The following is a 20,750-nucleotide window of genomic DNA, read 5'->3' as shown; positions in this document are numbered from 1 at the left end:
CCCCAACCGACCCCTTGCGGGGTGTGACACGTGTACTACTGCGAGTGAGTGACGATGGAAGAATCCGCAAAGCCGCACGTCCCGGCTGAGCCGGCCGAGCCCGCCCCCGACACCGAGATCACGGTCACCTCCCCCGAGCAGATGCGGGAACTGGGCCGCAGGCTCGCCAAGCTGCTGCGCGCCGGTGACCTGGTGATGCTCAGCGGGGAGCTGGGTGCGGGCAAGACGACGCTGACCCGCGGGCTCGGCGAGGGTCTGGGCGTGCGCGGTGCCGTCACCTCCCCGACCTTCGTGATCGCCCGCGTGCACCCCTCGCTCGGTGACGGTCCGCCGCTGGTCCACGTGGACGCCTACCGGCTGTCCGGCGGCCTGGACGACATGGAGGACCTCGACCTCGACGTCTCCCTGCCCGACTCGGTGATCGTCGTGGAGTGGGGCGAGGGCAAGGTCGAGGAGCTGACCGACGACCGGTTGCAGCTGTGGATCCACCGCGCCGTGGGTGACACCACGGACGAGGTGCGGCACGTGACGCTGACCGGCGTCGGCGCGCGCTGGGCCGAGGCCGACATGAGCGTGCTCGCCGGCTGAGCGCGGCGCTCGCGGAACGCCGCCGGGATGTTCCGACAAGGCGTCGGGAAAATATTGCGTTCCGGGTCTTGCGCGTGGTCACATGGTACCCAGCTCGTGGTTAGGCATGCCTAACCACGCCCGCCCCCGACCTTCAGGAGGCGTCCATGTCCCACACCGAGCCGCAGGCCCGCCCGAGGTCGCAGTCGCCCGCGCTCAGCGGGGTGCCCATGAGCGAACTGCTGGCGTCCTGCGCCGCCGCCGCGGCGGTCTCGACGCCGCCGCGCGCGCCCGAACCGGAGACCCGCGGGCCCGTCCGGGAGCACCGCGAGGCCGCTTGACCTCCCACGGCCCCCGCGCCTCAGGGGACGACGACGACCGGCTGCCCGATCGTCGCGAACCGCCACATCGCGTCGCCGTCCGCGCGCGACTCCCGGATGCCGCCGGTGCGCTTGCCCGGATCGGGCTTCGCCGTCGAGCCGTCGACCTCCGCGCTGAAGCCGATGACCACGCCCGCGGTGCTGGTGAAGCGCACGACGTGCTCGACCGGGACGCCGTCGGACCCGGTGACCCGGTTGGACCGGGAGGTGACCCCGTAGGTGCCCGGCGCGGGGTCGACCGTGCTGGGCGTGACCGGGAAGGTGCGCCGCACCTTGCCGCCCGCGCCGACCAGCCACACCCGGTCGTCGTCCACCGAGTACACCACCCGTTCACCCTGGCCGGATCCGGTCGGCAGCGCCTCGGGGTGCCTGCGGTCGCGCGGCGCCTTGGAAGCGCCGGGGGCGGGTGTGCTGCTCACGTGGGTCCGGCCGAGTTCGGCCGGGACGGTCGCCGCCGCCTGGTGGGCGAGGAAGCCGATGGTCGCGAGGGCGGCCGCGGTGAGGCCGGTGACGAAACCGGCGCTGCTGCTTGCCACGGGCGACCACCTCGTCGTCGTACGTCGTGCCTGAGTTCCCGGCGACGGTAGCAGTCCGTGACGTGGTGAACGCGCTGTGCGACACGGGTACGGGCCGGGGCCGCCGCCGGGCGTCCGCCGGGGGACGCCCGGCGCCGTAGGCTGTTTGCGTGCTCTTGCTCGCTCTGGATACCGCCACGCCCGCCGTGACCGTCGCGCTGCACGACGGTACGGACGTCATCGCCTCGTCGAGCCAGGTGGACGCACGCCGCCACGGCGAGCTGCTGCTGCCCGCCGTCGACCGGGTGCTCGCCGAGGCCGGACTGCGGCTCGACGCCGTCACCGAGGTCGTCGCCGGCATCGGCCCCGGCCCGTACACGGGGCTGCGCGTCGGCCTGATGACCGCGGAGACCTTCGGGCTCGCGCTCGGGGTGCCCGTGCACGGCGTGTGCACGCTGGACGGCCTCGCCTACGCCGCCGACCTGGAGGGACCCTTCGTGGTGGCGACCGACGCCCGCCGCAAGGAGGTCTACTGGGCGCGCTACGCCGACTCCCGCACCCGCCTCACCGACCCGGCCGTCGACCGCCCCGCCGACATCGCCGGGCAGGTGGCCGGACTCCCGGCCGTCGGCGCGGGCGCGCTGCTGTACCCGGACACCTTCCCGAAGGCGCACGAGCCCGAGCACGTGTCCGCCGCCGCCCTCGCGTGCCTGGCCGCCGAGAAGCTGGCCGCGGGCGAGAAGCTGCCCGAGCCCCGGCCGTTGTACCTGCGCAGGCCCGACGCCCAGGTCCCCAAGAACTACAAGGTGGTCACCCCCAAGTGACCGGAGCGACCGAACCCGTGACCCCGACCGTGGACGCCGGGCTGCGCGAGATGCGCTGGTGGGACATCGACCCCGTGCTCCGTATGGAGCGGGAGCTGTTCCCGGAGGACGCCTGGTCGCGGGGCATGTTCTGGTCCGAGCTGGCCCACGCGCGCGGACCCGGGGCGACCCGGCGGTACCTGGTCGCCGAGGAGGACGGCCGCCTCGTCGGCTACGCCGGTCTGGTCACCGCCGGGGACCAGGGCGACGTGCAGACCATCGCCGTCGCCCGCGACCACTGGGGGACCGGCCTCGGCGCGCGGCTGCTGACCGAGCTGCTGCGGGCGGCGACCGCCTTCGAGTGCGCCGAGGTGCTGCTGGAGTGCCGGGTGGACAACACCCGCGCCCAGCGGCTGTACGAGCGGTTCGGCTTCGAGCCCATCGGCTTCCGGCGCGGCTACTACCAGCCGGGCAACGTGGACGCCCTGGTGATGCGCCTGACCGACCCTTCCACCTCCGTACCGGGAACCGAACGAGGAACCGACAACCATGGCTGACTCACGCGACGAGCCGCTCGTCCTCGGGATCGAGACCTCCTGCGACGAGACCGGCGTCGGTGTCGTCCGCGGCACCACCCTGCTGGCCGACGCCATCGCGTCCAGCGTCGACGAGCACGCCCGCTTCGGCGGCGTCGTCCCCGAGGTGGCCAGCCGCGCCCACCTGGAGGCGATGGTCCCCACCATCGACCGCGCCCTGAAGGAGGCCGGGGTCGGCGCGCGCGACCTCGACGGCATCGCCGTCACCGCCGGTCCGGGCCTGGCCGGCGCCCTGCTGGTCGGCGTCTCGGCCGCCAAGGCGTACGCCTACGCCCTCGGCAAGCCCCTGTACGGCGTCAACCACCTCGCCTCGCACATCTGCGTCGACCAGCTGGAGCACGGCGCGCTGCCCGAGCCGACGATGGCGCTGCTGGTCTCCGGCGGCCACTCCTCGCTGCTGCTCTCGACGGACATCACCTCCGACGTCCGCCCGATGGGCGCCACCATCGACGACGCGGCCGGCGAGGCCTTCGACAAGATCGCCCGGGTGCTGAACCTGGGCTTCCCGGGCGGCCCGGTCATCGACCGGTACGCGCGCGAGGGCGACCCGAACGCCATCGCCTTCCCGCGCGGGCTGACCGGTCCGCGCGACCCGGCGTACGACTTCTCCTTCTCCGGGCTGAAGACGGCCGTGGCCCGCTGGATCGAGGCGAAGCGGGCGGCGGGGGAGGAGGTGCCGGTGCGGGACGTGTCGGCGTCCTTCCAGGAGGCGGTCGTGGACGTGCTGACCCGCAAGGCGGTGCGCGCCTGCAAGGACCAGGGCGTCGACCACCTGATGGTCGGCGGCGGCGTGGCCGCCAACTCCCGGCTGCGCGCGCTGGCCCAGGAGCGCTGCGAGGCGGCCGGCATCCGGCTGCGGGTGCCGCGCCCCAAGCTGTGCACGGACAACGGCGCGATGGTGGCCGCCCTCGGCGCCGAGATGGTCGCCCGCAACCGGGCCGCCTCCGACTGGGACCTCTCCGCGGACTCGTCGCTGCCGGTGACCGACCCGCACGTGCCCGGGAACGCCCAGGGCCACGGCCACAGCCACTCGCACGACCACGTCCACGAGGTCAGCAAGGAGAACCTGTACTCGTGACCGTCGCCCTGATGTGGGAGGCCCGGGCCGTGCCCGGCCGGGGCGCGGAACTGCTGGCCTGGACCCGGGCCCAGCCGCTCGCCGCCACCCCGCTCCGCCGCGAAACCCTGCGCGCCCCGCAGGACCGGGTCCTGGTCATCACCTGGTGGGACGCGCCGTACGAGGCCGCACTGCCGGAACTGCCCGAACCGGACGGGGAGTTGGTCACGCGTCCGGTGCACCGGTGGCGGTTCGAGTCGATGGGCAAGGACTGACACCGGTGCCTTCACGGCGCGTTCACGGTCTAGGGAGTGTGATTCGTGGACGACGAGCGGACTCGGACTCGGCGAATATTTCGATGTGGTCATCGAATGTTCCGAGATCCTGAAACCCCAGAGGGCTTCGTCAAGCGAGCCCGACAGGGTTACGATCGCCGCCATGACATCCCCGCAGCCCGCTGAAACCCGGACGCAAAAGCGGTCCGCGCAGACCGCGACCCTCGCCGAGATCGCGCGTGCGGCCGGTGTGTCGGCGCCGACTGTTTCGAAGGTGCTCAACGGCCGCGCCGACGTCGCCCCCTCCACCCGGGCCCGCGTGGAGGAGCTGCTGCGCACCCACGGCTACCGGCGCCGGCGGGCCGAGTCGACCCGTTCGCCGCTGATCGACCTGGTCTTCCACGAGCTGGAGAGCGCCTGGGCGATGGAGGTCATCCGGGGCGTGGAGAACGTGGCCCGGGACACCGGGCTCAGCGTGGTGCTCTCCGAGAGCGCGGGGCGCCTCACGCCCGGCCGGACCTGGGCCGACCAGGTCGCCGCGCGCCGTCCGCACGGCGTGATCCTGGTCCTGTCCGGCCTCGACGAGTCCCAGCGGGCCCTGCTCACCAGCCGCTCCATCCCGTTCGTGGTGATGGACCCGGCCGGCGACCCCGGCGCCGACGTGCCGTCCATCGGCGCCACCAACTGGCAGGGCGGACTCGCCGCCACCCGTCACCTGGTCGACCTCGGTCACACCCGCATCGGGGCGATCAGCGGACCCACCCGGATGATGTGCAGCCGCGCCCGCGTCGACGGCTACCGGGCCGCACTGGAGACCGCCGGGCTGCCGGTCGAGCCGGACCTGATCGTGACCGGCGACTTCCACCACGAGGCCGGCTACCGGCGGGGCCTGGAGCTGCTGCGCCGCCCCGACCGGCCGACCGCAGTCTTCGCGGGCAACGACCTCCAGGCGCTGGGCCTGTACGAGGCCGCGCGCGAACTGGGGCTGCGCATCCCGCAGGACCTCAGCGTGGTCGGCTTCGACGACCTGCCGGTGGCCCGCTGGGTGGGGCCGCCGCTGACGACCGTACGGCAGCCGCTGACGGAGATGGCCGAGGCGGCGGCGCGGCTGGTCCTGGACCTCGGGCGGGACGACGGTTCGGCGTCGGCGACCCGGGTGGAGCTGGCCACCAGCCTGGAGGTGCGCAGCAGCACGGCGGCGCCCGGCGCCGGCTGAGCCGCCCGGAAGCCCGAGCCGCCCGGAAGCCCGAGCCGCGCCGACGTCCGGGCCACGCCCGAAGTCTGAGAATTTCCGCAGAATCCCGACCCGCACGTTCCTGATTCAACAATTCCGACTTATGTTCCCTCCGACGGGGCACTCGCGTGGGGACGCGAACGGGACCGGCAGGGGCGGGGGCGGGACGCATGGCTGCGCGGGACGCGCGGGAGGGGCGCGGTGGGCGCTCGAAGGGCTTCAAGGTGGCCGGCCTGGCGCTGGCCGGCGCCCTGCTGCTCGGGTTCGCCGCGGCGGGCTGGGCCTACTGGCACCTGAACGGCAACATCACCGGCGTCGACATCGAGGGCGCGCTCGGCGACGACCGCCCCGCCCGTCCGGCCACCGTCCCCTCCGGCTCGCCCTCCGGGTCCCCGGCGCCCACCGGCGCCCTGAACATCCTCGTCCTCGGCTCGGACTCGCGCAGCGGCGAGGAGAACCGGGAACTCGGCGGCGGCGACAGCGGAGGCGCCCGCTCCGACACCGCGATGGTCGTCCACCTCGACGCGGGCCGCACCGCCGCCACCGTCGTCAGCATCCCGCGCGACACGCTCGTCGACCGCCCCTCCTGCCCCCTGGAGTCCGGCGGCTCGACCCGGGAGGCGAGCGGCGCGATGTTCAACACCGCCTACGAACTGGGCGGACCGGTCTGCGCGGTCAAGACCGTCGAGTCCTTCACCGGCGTCCGCATGGACCACTACATCGAGATCGACTTCTCCGGGTTCGCCAAGCTGGTCGACGCGCTGGGTGGGGTCACCGTCACCACGGACGTGGACATCGACGACGACAAGAGCCACCTGCACCTGGACGCCGGCACCCACCACCTCGACGGCACCGAGGCGCTCGGTCTGGCCCGCACCCGCTACGGGCTGGCGGGCGGCAGCGACCTGGCCCGGATAGAGCTCCAGCAGAACCTGGTCAAGGCGCTGCTGGAACAGATCGCCGCCACCGACCTGCTCACCGACCCCCCGCGCCTCTACCAGGTCGCGGACGCGGTCACCGGCAGCCTCACCACCGACACCGGCCTGGACTCACTGGGCGAACTGACGAGCCTCGGCCGCAGCCTCGGGGGCCTCGCGGCAGCCGACGTACGCACCGTGACCATGCCGGTGGACCCGGCCCCCTGGGACCCCAACCGGGTGATCGCCCGCGAGCCGGACGCCGGTGACCTGTGGGAATCGCTGCGCTAGCGGTTCCCCCGAAAGTTCTTGAAAGAAATCCCGCGACGGCTGTCGATCCACGCCGCTCCCGTTCGACGTACTGGGTGAGAGGCCGGGGAGGAACCCGGCCGCCGAACCCGAGGAGTCACCGTGCCCCGTTACCTGTCGCTGATCCGTATCGAGGAGAACGACTCCCTCTCCGGCGGCCCCAGCCCCGAGCTGGTGCAGCGCATGGAGAAGCTGATGGAGGAGATGACGAAGGCCGGCGTCCTGCTCGACACGGCCGGCCTCACCCCGACCGCCGACGGCACCCGCGTCCACTACGAGGGCGGACAGCTGTCCGTCACCGACGGGCCGTTCACCGAGTCCAAGGAGGTCATCGGCGGCTACGCCCTGCTCCAGGCGAAGGACAAGGCGGAGGCCGTCGAGTGGACCAAGCGCTTCCTGAAGGTGCACGAGGAGTACTGGACGGTCACCTGCGAGGTGCGACAGCTGATGGAGGGCTGAGCACCGTTTTCCCCGGCCGCCCGGAGGGTGTTGCATGGTGGGCTGTGGAACCGCAGCCCACCGAGGCTCTTGAGACCGTCTTCCGCCTGGAGACCCCGCGCGTCGTCGCCGGCGTCGCCCGGCTCGTGCGGGACGTCGGCATCGCCGAGGAACTCACGCAGGACGCCCTGGTCGCCGCCCTGGAGCAGTGGCCGAGGGACGGCGTGCCCGACAACCCCGGCGCCTGGCTCATGGCCACCGCCAGGCGTCGCGCCGTCGACCTCATCCGGCGCCGGGAGACCTACGCCCGCAAGCTCGCGGAGATCGGCCGCGAGCTGCCCGCCGAGACGGCGCCGCCGGAGGAGCCCGCCGCCCCGGACGACATCGACGACGACCTGCTGCGGCTGGTCTTCACCGCCTGCCACCCGGTGCTCTCCGCCGAGGCCCGCATCGCCCTGACCCTGCGGCTGCTCGGGGGCCTGACCACGCCCGAGATCGCCCGCGCCTTCCTCGTCCCGGAACCGACGGTCGCGCAGCGCATCGTGCGCGCCAAACGCACCCTGGCCACCAAGAACGTCGCCTTCGAGGTGCCGTACGGCCCGGACCGGGCGGCCCGCCTCGGCTCGGTCCTGGAGGTCATCTACCTGATCTTCAACGAGGGCTACGCGGCCACCGCGGGCGACGACTGGCTCCGCCCGGCCCTGTGCGAGGACGCCCTGCGTCTGGCCCGCGTCCTGGCCGCCCTGATGCCGAAGGAACCCGAGGTCCACGGCCTGACGGCGCTGCTGGAGTTCCAGGCCTCCCGCACCGCCGCCCGCACCGGCCCCGACGGCGAGCCGGTCCTCCTGCGCGACCAGAACCGCCGCCGGTGGAGCCGCCTGCTCATCGCCCGGGGCATCACCGCCCTCGACCACGCCCACGCCACGGCCGGCTCCGGCGCCCCGGGCCCGTACGTGCTCCAGGCCGCGATCGCCGCCTGCCACGCGACGGCGTACCGCTACGAGCAGACAGACTGGCCGCGCATCGCCGCGCTCTACGGCCTGCTCGCCACCCGCGCCCCGTCCCCGGTCGTCGAACTCAACCGCGCGGTCGCCGTGTCGATGGCCGAGGGCCCGGCCCCCGCGCTGGCCCTCGTCGACGCCCTGGCCGCCGAACCGGCCCTGCGCGACTACCACCTGCTCCCCAGCGTCCGCGGCGACCTCCTGCTCCGCCTGGACCGCCCGGCCGAGGCGCGCACGGAGTTCGAACGGGCCGCGTCCCTGGCCCGCAACGAACGCGAGCGCGAACTGCTGACCCGCCGGGCACAGGAGTGCGGTTAGGGCTTCCGCGCCAGGTGCCCGACCAGCATCGTCGGCGCCCCCGCGACCCGGGTCAGGAACACGGTCGCCGCGTTCGGCCCCTGCGGCTTGACCTTCCGCCGCAGCTCCTCCGGCTCGACCGCCGACCCCCGCTTCTTCACGGTCAGCGTGCCGACGCGGCGCTCCCGCAGCAGCGCCTTCAGCTTCTTCACGTGGAAGGGCATCAGGTCGGTGATCTCGTACGCCGTGGCGTACGGCGTCGGCTGCAGCTCGTCCGCGGTGACGTACGCGATGGTCGCGTCGAGCAGTCCGCCGCCGACCTGTTCGGCGACCTCGGCGACCAGATGGGCGCGGATCACGGCGCCGTCCGGCTCGTACAGGTACCGGCCGGGCGTACGGACCGCCGGGTCGGGCAGGCCGGTGCCCGGCAGGGTGCGGGGCCCGGGCAGCAGCGTGGCCCGCACCGCCCCCGGGGCGCCGCCGAACCACAGCACGGCCTCCTTCACGTCCCCGCCGTCGGAGATCCACTCGGCCTCGGCGTCGTCCGGCACCGCCTCGTGCGGAATGCCGGGCGCCACCTTCAGCGCGGCGGCACGGGAGGCCGTACGGGCCGCGCCGACGGCCCAGGACAGCGGCGGCGAGTACGCCTCGGGGTCGAAGATCCTCCCCCGGCCGCCGCGGCGGGCCGGGTCGACGAAGACCGCGTCGTACCCGCTGGTGTCCACCGCCTCGACATCCGCCTCGCGCACCTCGATCAGCTCCCCGAGCCCCAGCGCGTCGGCGTTGGCACGGGCCGCCGCCGCGGTCGCCGGGTCGCGGTCCACCGCCAGCACCCGGATGCCCGCCCGGGCCAGCGCGATCGCGTCGCCCCCGATCCCGCAGCACAGGTCGGCCACGGAGGTGGCACCCAGAGCCGCGAACCGCTCCGCCCGGTACGCCGCCACGCTCGCCCGCGTGGACTGCTCGACCCCGTTGGCCGTGAAGAACATCCGCCCCGCGTCCTCCGCCCCGAACTTCGCCGCCGCCCGCTGCCGCAGCCGCGCCTGCCCGAGCGCGGCCGACACCAGCGCGACCGGGTGCTCGCGGCGCAGCCGGGTGGCGACGGCCAACTCCCGCGCGGGGTCGGTGTCGCGCACCTCGTCGAGGAGGGCGCGGCCTTCGGGGGTGAGCAGGGAGAGCAGGGCGTCGAGGTCGTTCACCGCCTCATTGTGGGCCAGTCGGTGGATGGTGTGCCTCCGGCGCGGTGTCGGACGGGGTCCTGCGGCCGAGGACTGCGAAGATCCGGCACCATGCGAGCAGTCGTACAAAATGACAAAAGCCGGGCGTCGCGGGTGCTGCGGGCGGCGACTGCCCCCGGACCGCGCGGGCGCGCCGCCACCGTCACCGTCCTCCTCGCCGTGGCCGCCCTCGCCGCCGGCTGTGCGCAGGACACCTCGGACGCCCGGGGCGCCCCGGGCCAGGAGCCTCTCCAGGCACCCCCGGCCCGCGGGCTCGACGCATACGCCTCCAAGCTGCGCGCGGCCCAGGCCGCCCGGGTCGCCGCCGCAAAGCGCTGGGATCTCCGGAAGGTCCCGCTGACCGCCCCCGCGCCCCCCGCGAAGAAGCCGGAGATCAAGGCGCGCGAAGGCTTCGAGGTCGACGGCCAGAAGCAGGACGGCCTCCCGCCGGTCTTCACCACGGTCCCCACCAAGGAGAAGATCGTCTTCCTCACCATCGACGACGGCGCCGAGAAGGACCGGGCGTTCCTGAGGATGATGAGCGAGCTGAAGATCCCGTACACCGTCTTCCTCACCGACGAGGAGATCAAGGACGACTACGGCTACTTCAAGAAGATGCAGGCCCGCGGGGTCACCCTCAACAACCACACCCTGAGCCACCCCTACCTCCCCGGCCTCTCCTACGCGGAGCAGAAGCGGGAGATCTGCGGCATGCAGAACGTCATGGAGAAGCGCTACGGCAAGCGCCCCGTCCTCTTCCGGCCGCCCTTCGGCAACTACAACCGCGACACCCTGCGCGCCGCGAAGACCTGCGGCATCAAGTACGCGCCCATCTGGAGCGAGGAGGTGTTCGTCGACCACTGGGAGTACCGCGAGTGGGACCGGGAACTGCACCCCGGCGACATCGTCCTCACCCACTTCCGGGGCCGTGAGGACTGGGACGGCACGATGACCGACATGGCCCGGCGCTTCCTGAACCGGATCACCGCCGAGGGCTACGCGGTGGCCCGCCTGGAGGACTACCTGTGAGGCGAGGACGGTTCCGGCCGGCCGGGGCCGCCCTGGCCGCCGTACTGCTCACCGGCTGCGCCCAGTTCGCCGGCCCCGCCGGACACCCGGCGGCCGGGGAACCCGCCCGGGGCGGCGACCGCAGCGGCGACCAGAACTTGAACCTCCCGCCCGTCGTGGACCACGTCCGCACCACCGACCGGGTCGTCTTCCTCACCTACGACGACAGCGCCGAGCGCGACCCCCGCTTCACCGCCCTGATCCGCGAGCGGCGCCTCCCCGTCACCCTGTTCCTCACCGACACCGTGGCCGGACCGGCGTACGGCCACTTCGCCGGGCTCCGATCGGTGGGCGCGAGCCTCCAGAACCACACCCTGAACCACCGCTCCCTGCGGGGCCTGCCCTACGCCGGCCAGCGCGCCGAGGTCTGCGGCCAGCAGACCAAGCTCAGGTCCCGCTTCGGCGTCCGCCCCCACCTCTTCCGCCCACCGCACGGCACGTACGACACCACGACCCTGCGCGCCGCCGCCGACTGCGGCATCACGGCCGTCGTCCTGTGGCGCGCGGCCCTGAACACCGACGGCCACCTCACCTACACCCGAGGCGAACACGGCCTGCACCCCGGCGACATCGTGGCCGTGAACCTGACCACCCACACGGAAGCTCTGCTGGAGACGATCGAGGACCAGGACCTGAGGGTGGCCGCCCTGGACGACTACCTCTGACTCTCGGCGCCGACCGGCATCTCAGCCCGTCCGGCGTTTGAGGACGAGGCCGTTCAGGCCGACAGCGGGGGTCTGGGGGGCGGCAGCCCCCAGCGACGCCCACACCCACCCCGGGTGCGCTCCCCAGACCGGCGTTCACACGATTTCCCGGCCGACGCGCCGCAGGCATTGGCACTCCGCTTGACCGAGTGCTAACCGCAGTCATAGTCTCAACCCTGGCACTCCCCACTGGAGAGTGCCAACTACGCGACGGGCAGGTCCGGCACCCGCGACGACGGATCCACCTGGTCGCCACCTCAGACAGTTAACCCCGTGAGATCTCCGAAGGGGGAGGTCGGATCGTGACGACCACCAGCTCCAAGGTTGCCATCAAGCCGCTCGAGGACCGCATTGTGGTCCAGCCGCTCGACGCCGAGCAGACCACGGCTTCGGGCCTGGTCATTCCGGACACCGCCAAGGAGAAGCCCCAGGAGGGCGTCGTCCTGGCCGTGGGCCCGGGCCGCTTCGAGGACGGCAACCGCCTTCCGCTCGACGTCAGCGTCGGCGACGTCGTGCTGTACAGCAAGTACGGCGGCACCGAGGTGAAGTACAACGGCGAGGAGTACCTCGTCCTCTCGGCCCGCGACGTGCTCGCGATCGTCGAGAAGTAGAAGTAGCTGAAGTAGCTCTTCACTTCACCGAAGCACCTTGCTTTCCAGCTGCGCCCCTGGCTCCCGCGACCATAAAAAGCCGGGTGTCGGGGGCGCAGTGCCGTATAACCCCAAGATTTCCGGAAGAGGGCTCACGCTCCCATGGCGAAGATCCTGAAGTTCGACGAGGACGCCCGTCGCGCCCTCGAGCGCGGCGTCAACAAGCTCGCCGACACCGTGAAGGTGACGATCGGCCCCAAGGGCCGCAACGTCGTCATCGACAAGAAGTTCGGCGCCCCCACCATCACCAACGACGGCGTCACCATCGCCCGCGAGGTCGAGGTCGAGGACCCGTACGAGAACCTCGGCGCCCAGCTGGTGAAGGAGGTGGCGACCAAGACCAACGACATCGCTGGTGACGGCACCACCACCGCCACCGTGCTCGCCCAGGCGCTCGTCCGCGAGGGCCTGAAGAACGTCGCCGCCGGCGCCTCCCCGGCGCTGCTGAAGAAGGGCATCGACGCGGCCGTCGCCGCCGTGTCCGAGGACCTCCTCGCCACGGCCCGGCCGATCGAAGAGAAGTCCGACATCGCCGCCGTCGCCGCGCTGTCCGCCCAGGACCAGCAGGTCGGCGAGCTGATCGCCGAGGCGATGGACAAGGTCGGCAAGGACGGTGTCATCACCGTCGAGGAGTCCAACACCTTCGGCCTGGAGCTGGACTTCACCGAGGGCATGGCCTTCGACAAGGGCTACCTGTCGCCGTACTTCGTGACGGACCAGGAGCGCATGGAGGCCGTCCTCGACGACCCGTACATCCTGATCAACCAGGGCAAGATCTCCTCCATCGCGGACCTGCTGCCGCTGCTGGAGAAGGTCATCCAGACCAACGCCTCCAAGCCGCTGCTGATCATCGCCGAGGACCTGGAGGGCGAGGCGCTCTCCACCCTCGTCGTCAACAAGATCCGCGGCACCTTCAACGCCGTCGCGGTGAAGGCCCCGGGCTTCGGCGACCGCCGCAAGGCGATGCTCCAGGACATGGCGGTCCTCACCGGCGCCACGGTCATCTCCGAGGAGGTCGGCCTCAAGCTCGACCAGGTCGGCCTGGACGTGCTCGGCACCGCCCGCCGCATCACCGTCACCAAGGACGACACCACGATCGTCGACGGTGCCGGCAAGCGCGACGAGGTCGAGGGCCGCATCAACCAGATCAAGGCCGAGATCGAGTCCACGGACTCCGACTGGGACCGCGAGAAGCTCCAGGAGCGTCTCGCGAAGCTGGCCGGCGGCGTGTGCGTGATCAAGGTCGGCGCCGCCACCGAGGTGGAGCTGAAGGAGCGCAAGCACCGTCTGGAGGACGCCATCTCCGCGACCCGCGCCGCGGTCGAGGAGGGCATCGTCTCCGGTGGCGGCTCCGCGCTGGTCCACGCCGTCAAGGTGCTGGACGGCAGCCTCGGCAAGACCGGCGACGAGGCCACCGGTGTCGCGGTCGTCCGCCGCGCCGCCGTCGAGCCGCTGCGCTGGATCGCCGAGAACGCCGGCCTGGAGGGCTACGTCATCACCTCCAAGGTCGCCGAGCTGGACAAGGGCCAGGGCTTCAACGCCGCCACCGGCGAGTACGGCGACCTGGTCAAGGCCGGCGTCATCGACCCGGTGAAGGTCACCCGCTCCGCCCTGGAGAACGCGGCCTCCATCGCCTCCCTCCTCCTGACGACCGAGACCCTGGTCGTCGAGAAGAAGGAAGAGGAAGAGCCGGCCGCCGCGGGCCACGGGCACGCCCACTGAGCGCTGCGCTGAGCCCTACGGTGCCCAGTTCCCTGCGGGGGGCTGGGCACCGTTTCTTTTGGCGCCGGCGGCGGGTTCGCGTCCTGCCCCGGCGGGGTTTGCCGCCGGGTGCGGCGCCGTGGGGGTTGCTCGCGCAGTTCCCCGCGCCCCTTGCGGGGCGCTGCCGGTTACTGCGGGCCGTACTTGCGGCCCGTCCGTGAGCTGAGGCCGCCCAGCATGCCGCGCGGCACCAGCTTCGCCGCGCCCATCAGGGTCTTGTAGCGGGGGTCCGGGATGGACAGGGACTTGCCCCGGGCCAGGTCGTCCAGGGCCGCCGCGACGACCTTGTCCGCGTCGAGCCACATCCAGTTCGGGATGTTGTCCGTGCCCATGCCGGCCCGCTCGTGGAACTCCGTACGCACGAAGCCGGGAGCCAGGGCCATCAGGCGTACGCCGCTGCCGCCCAGGTCCTTCGCCACGCCCTGGGTGAACTGCACCACCCACGCCTTGGACGCGCCGTAGGTGCCGCGCGGGACGAAGGCCGCGACCGAGGCCACGTTGACGACGCCGCCGCGGCCGCGCTCCCGCATCCCCTCCACCGCCGCCGAGGTCAGCCGCAGCACCGCCTCGCAGTGCACCTTGAGCATGGTCAGCTCGTCGGCCATGGAGACGTCGAGGAACTTGCCCTTGTTGCCGAAGCCGGCGTTGTTGATCAGCAGATCGACGGGGTGCCTGCGCTCACCCAGCCGGGCGGACACCGCCTCGATGCCGGCGTCCGCCGACAGGTCCGCCGTCAGCACCTCCGCCTCGATGCCGTGCCGGTCGTGCAGCTCGGTCGCCTGTTCGCGCAGCCGCTTGGTGTCCCGGGCCACCAGCACCAGGTTGTGTCCGTCGGCCGCCAGCCGCCGGGCGAACGCGGCGCCGATGCCCGCCGTCGATCCCGTAATCAATGCCGTTGTCATGGCGCAAGGTTATGGGTCGGACGGGCCGGGTCCACTTCGCTCACCGGCCCCGCCGCTCGTGAAGAGCCGGTGAAGAAAATCCTGGTGAAGAGCGGTCAGTCGCCGTACCTCGCCACGTACTTCCGTGCCTGCGCCAACGCCTCCGGGTGCAGCGCCCCGCCCGCCGCCAGCAGCCGGGGCAGCAGCTCCCGCTGGATCGTCACCGCCCGGAACTGCAGGGCCACCGTCACCTCGTGGTCGGGCCGGTGCACGATCCGGACCGGGTCGCCCGCCCGTATCTCCCCGGGTTCGACCACCCTGAAGTACGCGCCCGGCGCGGCCTTCTCGATGAAGCGCTTCATCCAGCCCTGCTCACCCATATGGCCCTGGAAGGTGCGGCAGGGAATGCGTCCGGACGTCACTTCGAGGAGCAGGTCCGGACCGATCCGCCAGCGCTCGCCGATCAGGGCGCCGGAGACGTCCAGGCCCGTGGTGGTGAGGTTCTCGCCGAACGAGCCGCTGGGCAGCGCACGGCCCAGTTCGCGCTCCCAGTCGTCCATGTCCTCGCGGGCCACCGCGTACACCGCCTGGTCGTCGCCGCCGTGATGGCGCGTGTCGCACACCGTGTCGCCGGCCAGCCCGCTCGCCCCGACGCCCTTCGCCCCGGGCGCCGCCACCCGCACGGGCCCGTCGGCCGGCCGCTTGTCGATGCCGGTGACGCCCTCGGGGTGGTCCGTGTACGGCACGGTCTTCGCGCGGCCGAGATTGACAGACAGAAGCTTCATGGCGGAACGGTAGGACAATCCTCGTCAAAGTGTCGACGCGGTATTCGTCGTTCGGTCAAAGCGTCGCTTATCCTCAGCGGTGTGATCGAGGCTCGTCATCTCCGTGTGCTGCGCGCCGTGGCATCGACCGGTTCCTTCTCCGCCGCCGGGCGCGAGCTGGGCTGCACCCAGCCCGCCGTCAGCCAGCAGATGAAGGCCCTGGAGTCCTCCGTCGGCACCCCCCTGCTCGTCCGCACCGGGCGCGAGATGCGCCTCACCCAGGCCGGAGAGGCGCTGGTGCGGCACGCCGCCGGGATCATCGCGGGGCTCACCGCCGCCGAGGAGGAGGTCGCCGCCATCGCCGGGCTGCGCGCCGGCCGGGTCCGGCTGGTCTCCTTCCCCAGCGGCAGCTCCACCCTCGTACCCAACGCCCTGGCCGCGCTGCGCGCCGCGCATCCCGGCACCCGGGTCTCGCTGGAGGAGGCCGAGCCGCCGAAATCCGTCGAGCTGCTGCGCGAGGGCGACTGCGACGTGGCACTCGCCTTCCGCTACGAGGGCGCGGCGGGCGCGGAGGAGTGGGACGATCTCGTCGTACGGCCGCTGCTGACCGACCGCCTCGTGGCGCTGGTCCCGGACGGGCACCGGCTGGCCCGCGCGGTGTCCGCCGGGCCCGTGGCCATCGGGGAGCTGGCCCGGGAGTCCTGGATCGCGGGCTGCCCCCGCTGCCGGGGCCAGCTGGTCGAGGTCTGTGAGGGAGCCGGCTTCACCCCCCGCATCGACTTCGCGACCGACGACTACCCGGCCGTCGTCGGCCTGGTCGGCGCCGGGCTGGGCGTGGCCGTCCTGCCCCAGCTCGCCGTCGAGTCCGTACGGCCCCGGGGTGTGCGCACGGTGACGCTGGAACCGGCGGTGCGGCGGGAGATCGTCGCGCTCAGCCTGCCCGACCTGGCCCAGGTGCCCGCGGTGGCGGCGACGCTGGACGAACTGGCCCGGGCGGGCGCGCGCCTGTCGGCGGCGCGTCGGCCGAACCCCCTCTGAGAACCCTCTGCTCTGAAGAACCCCATGCCCTGAAGAACCCCCTGCTCTGACAACCCCATTAAAGAAACGTTCCTTCAGTGGTGGGCGGCCGCCTCCCCGCCGGCCGGTCCGGACGCCGACGCCGCCACCAGGCGGTGGCGTGCCCGTCCCATCAGCTCCTCGCGCTCGTCCTCGGTCAGCCCGCCCCACACGCCGTACGGCTCACGCACCGCAAGCGCGTGCGCCGCGCACTCGGCGCGGACCGGGCACCTCATGCAGACCTCCTTGGCCGAGTTCTCGCGAGCACTCCGCGCCGCACCGCGTTCGCCCTCCGGATGGAAGAAGAGCGAGCTGTCCACCCCGCGGCACGCAGCCAGGAGCTGCCAGTCCCACAGGTCCGCGTTCGGTCCTGGAAGGCGGGAGAAATCTGCCATTGCGTGACCCCTTGTTGCCGATATGGGTGAATGCCGGCGATGCGGCGATGCGGCGATGCGGCGATCCAGCGATCCAGCATCCACGACCGTACAACTACGATCTAAGGAGATGAAAATATGACTCATTGCGAATCTAGCCGCAGACACCACCGAAGTGGAAGAAAAGCGGCTAAATGGGGCACTGCTTGTGATGAAACGGCGCGGGTCCGACGCGCATGTCTGCTGCGTGGCCGCCTCCTCACGTAGAGTGCCGAAGACGACACACAGCCCCGTAACTCTTTCGAGTGACCATCGTTGAGAGTGCGGAGGCGGTTGAAGGAACAAGTGCTCGGGCGGGCGTCCGGGACGGTCGACCGCACAGGTGACGATTTCGTACCAGCCTGGAGGCTCAACGTGACGCGCATCAGCTGCGGAGGACGGCCATGACTTCCGTCCTCGTCTGCGACGACTCCCCGCTTGCCCGAGAGGCGCTGCGCCGCGCGGTGGCGACCGTGCCCGGCGTCGAGCGCGTGACGACGGCCGCCAACGGCGAGGAAGTCCTCCGCCGCTGGGGTGCCGACCGCTCGGACCTGATCCTGATGGACGTGCGCATGCCCGGCCTGGGCGGCGTCGAGACCGTCCGGCGGCTGCTGTCCGCCGACCCCGGGGCGCGCATCATCATGCTCACCGTCGCCGAGGACCTGGACGGCGTGGCCCTCGCGGTCGCCGCCGGTGCCCGCGGCTATCTGCACAAGGACGCCTCGCGCGCCGAGCTGCGCGCCACCGTCACCCAGGCCCTCGCCGACCCGACCTGGCGGCTCGCCCCGCGCCGGCTGCGCTCGGCCGAGATGGGCGCCGCGCCCACGCTCACCGCGCGTGAGATCCAGGTCCTGGAGGGCATGAGCCACGGCCGCTCCAACGCGGAGATCGGCCGCGAGCTGTTCCTCTCCGAGGACACCGTCAAGACCCACGCCCGGCGGCTCTTCAAGAAGCTCGGCGCCTCGGACCGCGCGCACGCCGTGGCGCTCGGCTTCCGGTGGGGCCTGGTCCGCTAGGGCCTGTCCGGCGGATCAGGTCGCAGGAAAGGGACGGTGCATGATCATCGCAGGCGAGCGGGGGCTGGTGCGTCCAGCTGCAAGGCGGAGGAGGGCGACGACGCGATGGGGGTCCCCCCGCGCGAGCGGAGCCGAGCGTGGGGGAGTCGGCAACCGACGACAACGCGGCAGATGGGCGTGCCAGCCCCCGCGTCTGCGGCATGATCCGCCGGACAGGCCCTAGGGGGCACCCGTGCGGTGGAGGCCGAAAGGGCCCGTCGGGGACGTGACGTTCCCCGCTTATCGCGAGGTGAGCGGGGGTGACAAGGCGACCCGCCGGGTGCCCGCTGCTCGTTTCGCCGCGGATGACGCATCCTTGAGGTGTGGAGTTCCTCGGGGACGAGTCGGTCAAGCGGAAGGGGAGGGCGCAGGGGATGAGTTCCGGCGCACCTACTCATAACGCTTCGGTGCACAACAGCGGGCACGGAGCCACGGATCGGACGGCCGCAAGGCACGATGGACCGATGCGTGACGACGAGGCGCCCCGCGACCAGGGGACGGTCGGTGGGCTCGTCCACCGCGCCGTCGACGGGGACGAGCAGGCCACGCACGACCTGCTCGCCCACGTCCACCCCCTGGCGCTGCGCTACTGCCGTACCCGTCTGTCCCGCCTGCCCGGCGACGCTCGCCACTTCGTCGAGGACCTCGCCCAGGAGGTCTGCGTCGCGGTGCTGCTCGCGCTGCCCCGCTACAAGGACACCGGCCGGCCCTTCGAGGCGTTCGTCTTCGCCATCGCCGCCCACAAGGTCGCCGACCTGCAGCGCGCGGCGATGCGCCACCCCGGCTCGACCGTCGTCCCGTCCGACGAGATGCCCGAGCGGCCGGACGACTCCCTGGGCCCGGAAGAGCGCGCGCTGCTCAACAGCGACGCCGCCTGGGCCAAGAAACTGCTGGCCAACCTGCCGGAGAACCAGCGCGAGCTGCTCCTGCTGCGCATCGCGGTCGGACTCACGGCCGAGGAGACCGGCCAGATGTTGGGAATGTCACCCGGTGCCGTGCGGGTCGCCCAGCACCGGGCGCTGAGCCGACTGCGGGCGCTGGCGGAGCAGTAGTCGCCGCCGTGAACGGACGGCGGCCCCTGTCCGTACAAAACTACGAAGATCGCAGGCCTTCCTGATCGTGGAATGAGCCACGTCCACTTCCCGTTAGCATGGACATCCGCACCGATCAAGGCCATTTGGGGAAGGTGTCATGACTGCCAACGTCGACGGAGTGCCCGGAAAATTCGCGACACTCGGGCTGACCTACGACGACGTGCTGCTGCTGCCGGGCGCCTCCGCGGTGCTCCCGAACGCGGTCGACACCTCGTCCCGCATCTCCCGCAACGTGCGGGTCAACATCCCGCTGCTCTCGGCGGCGATGGACAAGGTGACCGAATCCCGGATGGCGATCTCCATGGCCCGCCAGGGCGGTGTCGGCGTCCTGCACCGGAACCTGTCCATCGAGGACCAGGCCAACCAGGTCGACCTGGTCAAGCGCTCCGAGTCCGGCATGGTGGCCAACCCCATCACCATCCACCCGGACGCCACCCTCGCCGAGGCCGACGCGCTGTGCGCCAAGTTCCGCATCAGCGGCGTACCCGTCACCGACGACGCGGGCAGGCTGCTCGGCATCGTCACCAACCGCGACATGGCCTTCGAGAGCGAGCGCTCCCGGCGGGTGCGCGAGGTCATGACGCCGATGCCGCTGGTCACCGGCCAGGTCGGCATCTCCGGTGTGGAGGCCATGGAGCTGCTGCGCCGCCACAAGATCGAGAAGCTTCCGCTGGTCGACGGCGACGGTGTCCTCAAGGGCCTGATCACGGTCAAGGACTTCGTGAAGGCCGAGCAGTACCCGCACGCCGCGAAGGACGCGGAGGGCCGTCTGATCGTCGGCGCCGCCGTGGGCGCCAGCCCCGAGGCGCTCGACCGGGCCCAGGCCCTCGCCGAGGCCGGGGTGGACTTCCTGGTCGTCGACACCTCGCACGGCCACAACAGCAACGCCCTGAGCTGGATGTCGAAGATCAAGTCGAGCGTCGGCATAGACGTCGTCGGCGGCAACGTCGCCACGCGTGACGGTGCCCAGGCGCTGATCGACGCGGGTGTCGACGGCATCAAGGTGGGCGTGGGCCCCGGCTCCATCTGCACCACCCGCGTCGTCGCCGGCATCGGTGTCCCGCAGGTCACGGCGATCTACGAGGCGTCCCTCGCCGCCCGGCCCGCCGGTGTCCCGCTGATCGGCGACGGTGGCCTGCAGTACTCCGGCGACATCGGCAAGGCACTGGCCGCCGGCGCCGACACGGTGATGCTGGGCAGCCTGCTCGCGGGCTGTGAGGAGTCGCCGGGCGAGCTGCAGTTCATCAACGGCAAGCAGTTCAAGTCGTACCGCGGCATGGGCTCGCTGGGCGCCATGCAGTCCCGCGGCCAGGCCAGGTCGTTCTCGAAGGACCGCTACTTCCAGGCCGAGGTGGCGTCCGACGACAAGCTCGTGCCCGAGGGCATCGAGGGCCAGGTGCCCTACCGCGGCCCGCTGGGCAACGTGCTGCACCAGCTCGTCGGCGGTCTGCGCCAGACCATGGGCTACGTGGGCGCCGGCACCATCGAGGAGATGGAGTCCAAGGGCCGGTTCGTGCGGATCACCTCCGCCGGCCTCAAGGAGAGCCACCCGCACGACATCCAGATGACGGTCGAAGCACCGAACTACAGCCGCAGCAAGTAGGCAGCAGGCTTCCCGAGGGCGGCCCCGGACCATCCGGGGCCGCCCTCAGCAGTGCCCCGCCGTGCCCGTCGGGGATACTGGAAGGCGCTGCAACG

At 72.1% G+C, this 20,750-nt stretch carries 23 protein-coding genes; 18 read left to right on the top strand and 5 right to left on the bottom strand.

The features are described 5' to 3' along the window. Positions 1–54 precede the first annotated feature (54 nt). The gene (gene tsaE / locus ACFWR9_RS33395; RefSeq protein ID WP_383848747.1) at positions 55–588 is read left to right on the top strand and encodes a tRNA (adenosine(37)-N6)-threonylcarbamoyltransferase complex ATPase subunit type 1 TsaE; all 534 of its coding nucleotides are present in this window, start codon (positions 55–57) and stop codon (positions 586–588) included. 146 nt (positions 589–734) lie between these two features. Beyond that, on the top strand, positions 735–908 hold the full coding sequence (locus tag ACFWR9_RS33390; protein WP_383848745.1) for a hypothetical protein: 174 nt from the start codon (positions 735–737) through the stop codon (positions 906–908). A 20-nt stretch (positions 909–928) separates the two neighbouring features. On the opposite strand, the gene ACFWR9_RS33385 is transcribed toward ACFWR9_RS33390, so the two are convergent. Beyond that, a complete protein-coding gene (locus ACFWR9_RS33385; RefSeq protein WP_383848742.1) occupies positions 929–1,483 on the bottom strand; it encodes a hypothetical protein in 555 nt (184 codons plus the stop codon). Between the two features lie 149 nt (positions 1,484–1,632). On the opposite strand from ACFWR9_RS33385, the gene tsaB reads away from it, so the two are divergent. The 8 genes from tsaB (at position 1,633) to ACFWR9_RS33345 (ending at position 8,410) form a co-directional block, all read left to right on the top strand. Continuing rightward, positions 1,633–2,286, top strand: a complete 654-nt coding sequence (tsaB, locus tag ACFWR9_RS33380; protein WP_383848740.1) for a tRNA (adenosine(37)-N6)-threonylcarbamoyltransferase complex dimerization subunit type 1 TsaB — start codon at positions 1,633–1,635, stop codon at positions 2,284–2,286. A gap of 50 nt (positions 2,287–2,336) precedes the next feature. Continuing rightward, complete coding sequence (gene rimI / locus ACFWR9_RS33375) at positions 2,337–2,822, top strand: ribosomal protein S18-alanine N-acetyltransferase (RefSeq protein WP_383848774.1); 486 nt, start codon at positions 2,337–2,339, stop codon at positions 2,820–2,822. Continuing rightward, the gene (gene tsaD, locus ACFWR9_RS33370) at positions 2,815–3,939 is read left to right on the top strand and encodes a tRNA (adenosine(37)-N6)-threonylcarbamoyltransferase complex transferase subunit TsaD (protein WP_383848737.1); all 1,125 of its coding nucleotides are present in this window, start codon (positions 2,815–2,817) and stop codon (positions 3,937–3,939) included. Before rimI ends, tsaD begins: the two co-directional genes overlap by 8 nt. Next, on the top strand, positions 3,936–4,193 hold the full coding sequence (locus ACFWR9_RS33365) for a hypothetical protein (RefSeq protein WP_383848735.1): 258 nt from the start codon (positions 3,936–3,938) through the stop codon (positions 4,191–4,193). Before tsaD ends, ACFWR9_RS33365 begins: the two co-directional genes overlap by 4 nt. A 163-nt stretch (positions 4,194–4,356) precedes the next feature. Next, the gene (locus ACFWR9_RS33360; protein WP_376350520.1) at positions 4,357–5,409 is read left to right on the top strand and encodes a LacI family DNA-binding transcriptional regulator; all 1,053 of its coding nucleotides are present in this window, start codon (positions 4,357–4,359) and stop codon (positions 5,407–5,409) included. Positions 5,410–5,597: 188 nt separating this feature from the next. Then, positions 5,598–6,635: an LCP family protein gene (locus ACFWR9_RS33355; protein ID WP_383848731.1), complete on the top strand. Its 1,038-nt coding sequence runs from the start codon at positions 5,598–5,600 to the stop codon at positions 6,633–6,635. A gap of 120 nt (positions 6,636–6,755) precedes the next feature. Beyond that, complete coding sequence (locus tag ACFWR9_RS33350) at positions 6,756–7,112, top strand: YciI family protein (RefSeq protein ID WP_383848728.1); 357 nt, start codon at positions 6,756–6,758, stop codon at positions 7,110–7,112. A gap of 44 nt (positions 7,113–7,156) precedes the next feature. After that, the gene (locus ACFWR9_RS33345) at positions 7,157–8,410 is read left to right on the top strand and encodes an RNA polymerase sigma factor (protein ID WP_383848726.1); all 1,254 of its coding nucleotides are present in this window, start codon (positions 7,157–7,159) and stop codon (positions 8,408–8,410) included. Here the strand turns inward: ACFWR9_RS33345 and ACFWR9_RS33340 are convergent. Next, complete coding sequence (locus ACFWR9_RS33340; RefSeq protein ID WP_383848723.1) at positions 8,407–9,696, bottom strand: methyltransferase domain-containing protein; 1,290 nt, start codon at positions 9,694–9,696, stop codon at positions 8,407–8,409. The two genes, ACFWR9_RS33345 and ACFWR9_RS33340, sit on opposite strands and share 4 nt — an antisense overlap. Here ACFWR9_RS33340 and ACFWR9_RS33335 point away from each other — a divergent pair. From ACFWR9_RS33335 to groL, 4 genes are all read left to right on the top strand, one after another. Beyond that, on the top strand, positions 9,679–10,635 hold the full coding sequence (locus ACFWR9_RS33335; protein ID WP_383848720.1) for a polysaccharide deacetylase family protein: 957 nt from the start codon (positions 9,679–9,681) through the stop codon (positions 10,633–10,635). The genes ACFWR9_RS33340 and ACFWR9_RS33335 overlap by 18 nt on opposite strands. Further along, entirely contained in the window at positions 10,632–11,339 is a 708-nt protein-coding gene (locus ACFWR9_RS33330) for a polysaccharide deacetylase family protein (RefSeq protein ID WP_383848717.1), read from the top strand. Before ACFWR9_RS33335 ends, ACFWR9_RS33330 begins: the two co-directional genes overlap by 4 nt. 341 nt (positions 11,340–11,680) lie before the next feature. Further along, positions 11,681–11,989 (top strand): co-chaperone GroES, encoded by a 309-nt coding sequence (gene groES, locus ACFWR9_RS33325; RefSeq protein ID WP_003974211.1) that lies wholly within the window; start codon positions 11,681–11,683, stop codon positions 11,987–11,989. 141 nt (positions 11,990–12,130) lie between these two features. Further along, a complete protein-coding gene (groL, locus tag ACFWR9_RS33320) occupies positions 12,131–13,750 on the top strand; it encodes a chaperonin GroEL (protein ID WP_383848715.1) in 1,620 nt (539 codons plus the stop codon). 167 nt (positions 13,751–13,917) lie between these two features. On the opposite strand, the gene ACFWR9_RS33315 is transcribed toward groL, so the two are convergent. Beyond that, the gene (locus ACFWR9_RS33315) at positions 13,918–14,691 is read right to left on the bottom strand and encodes an SDR family NAD(P)-dependent oxidoreductase (protein ID WP_383848713.1); all 774 of its coding nucleotides are present in this window, start codon (positions 14,689–14,691) and stop codon (positions 13,918–13,920) included. 95 nt (positions 14,692–14,786) lie between these two features. Further along, on the bottom strand, positions 14,787–15,455 hold the full coding sequence (locus tag ACFWR9_RS33310) for an MOSC domain-containing protein (protein ID WP_383848710.1): 669 nt from the start codon (positions 15,453–15,455) through the stop codon (positions 14,787–14,789). An 81-nt stretch (positions 15,456–15,536) separates the two neighbouring features. On the opposite strand from ACFWR9_RS33310, the gene ACFWR9_RS33305 reads away from it, so the two are divergent. Further along, positions 15,537–16,472, top strand: a complete 936-nt coding sequence (locus tag ACFWR9_RS33305; protein ID WP_383848707.1) for a LysR family transcriptional regulator — start codon at positions 15,537–15,539, stop codon at positions 16,470–16,472. 74 nt (positions 16,473–16,546) lie between these two features. Here ACFWR9_RS33305 and ACFWR9_RS33300 read toward each other — a convergent pair whose 3' ends face one another. Then, positions 16,547–16,885: a WhiB family transcriptional regulator gene (locus ACFWR9_RS33300; protein WP_376350549.1), complete on the bottom strand. Its 339-nt coding sequence runs from the start codon at positions 16,883–16,885 to the stop codon at positions 16,547–16,549. Positions 16,886–17,307: 422 nt separating this feature from the next. On the opposite strand from ACFWR9_RS33300, the gene ACFWR9_RS33295 reads away from it, so the two are divergent. The 3 genes from ACFWR9_RS33295 (at position 17,308) to guaB (ending at position 20,655) form a co-directional block, all read left to right on the top strand. After that, positions 17,308–17,919, top strand: coding sequence for a response regulator transcription factor (locus ACFWR9_RS33295; RefSeq protein WP_003948568.1), 612 nt, complete (start codon positions 17,308–17,310; stop codon positions 17,917–17,919). Positions 17,920–18,422: 503 nt separating this feature from the next. After that, positions 18,423–19,010, top strand: a complete 588-nt coding sequence (locus ACFWR9_RS33290; protein ID WP_064729392.1) for a sigma-70 family RNA polymerase sigma factor — start codon at positions 18,423–18,425, stop codon at positions 19,008–19,010. A gap of 139 nt (positions 19,011–19,149) precedes the next feature. Further along, complete coding sequence (guaB, locus tag ACFWR9_RS33285) at positions 19,150–20,655, top strand: IMP dehydrogenase (RefSeq protein WP_383848704.1); 1,506 nt, start codon at positions 19,150–19,152, stop codon at positions 20,653–20,655. The last annotated feature ends 95 nt before the right edge of the window (positions 20,656–20,750 follow it).

Source organism: Streptomyces sp. NPDC058534, assembly GCF_042717365.1.
In the GTDB taxonomy this organism is placed as follows: Bacteria; Actinomycetota; Actinomycetes; order Streptomycetales; family Streptomycetaceae; genus Streptomyces.
Note: the sequence above shows the minus strand (reverse complement) of the source record. Positions and strands in the feature narration are given on the sequence as shown.

What these genes read in the sequence shown, in the direction of transcription:
- ACFWR9_RS33335 (WP_383848720.1), top strand. Translation starts at nt 9,679, where the DNA reads ATGCGAGCAGTCGTACAAAATGACAAAAGCCGGGCGTCGCGGGTGCTG.
- ACFWR9_RS33355 (WP_383848731.1), top strand. Translation starts at nt 5,598, where the DNA reads ATGGCTGCGCGGGACGCGCGGGAGGGGCGCGGTGGGCGCTCGAAGGGC.
- ACFWR9_RS33360 (WP_376350520.1), top strand. Translation starts at nt 4,357, where the DNA reads ATGACATCCCCGCAGCCCGCTGAAACCCGGACGCAAAAGCGGTCCGCG.
- ACFWR9_RS33300 (WP_376350549.1), bottom strand. Translation starts at nt 16,885, where the DNA reads ATGGCAGATTTCTCCCGCCTTCCAGGACCGAACGCGGACCTGTGGGAC.
- guaB (WP_383848704.1), top strand. Translation starts at nt 19,150, where the DNA reads ATGACTGCCAACGTCGACGGAGTGCCCGGAAAATTCGCGACACTCGGG.
- ACFWR9_RS33295 (WP_003948568.1), top strand. Translation starts at nt 17,308, where the DNA reads ATGACTTCCGTCCTCGTCTGCGACGACTCCCCGCTTGCCCGAGAGGCG.
- ACFWR9_RS33290 (WP_064729392.1), top strand. Translation starts at nt 18,423, where the DNA reads ATGCGTGACGACGAGGCGCCCCGCGACCAGGGGACGGTCGGTGGGCTC.
- tsaE (WP_383848747.1), top strand. Translation starts at nt 55, where the DNA reads ATGGAAGAATCCGCAAAGCCGCACGTCCCGGCTGAGCCGGCCGAGCCC.
- ACFWR9_RS33310 (WP_383848710.1), bottom strand. Translation starts at nt 15,455, where the DNA reads ATGAAGCTTCTGTCTGTCAATCTCGGCCGCGCGAAGACCGTGCCGTAC.
- ACFWR9_RS33390 (WP_383848745.1), top strand. Translation starts at nt 735, where the DNA reads ATGTCCCACACCGAGCCGCAGGCCCGCCCGAGGTCGCAGTCGCCCGCG.
- ACFWR9_RS33315 (WP_383848713.1), bottom strand. Translation starts at nt 14,691, where the DNA reads ATGACAACGGCATTGATTACGGGATCGACGGCGGGCATCGGCGCCGCG.
- groL (WP_383848715.1), top strand. Translation starts at nt 12,131, where the DNA reads ATGGCGAAGATCCTGAAGTTCGACGAGGACGCCCGTCGCGCCCTCGAG.
- tsaD (WP_383848737.1), top strand. Translation starts at nt 2,815, where the DNA reads ATGGCTGACTCACGCGACGAGCCGCTCGTCCTCGGGATCGAGACCTCC.
- rimI (WP_383848774.1), top strand. Translation starts at nt 2,337, where the DNA reads ATGCGCTGGTGGGACATCGACCCCGTGCTCCGTATGGAGCGGGAGCTG.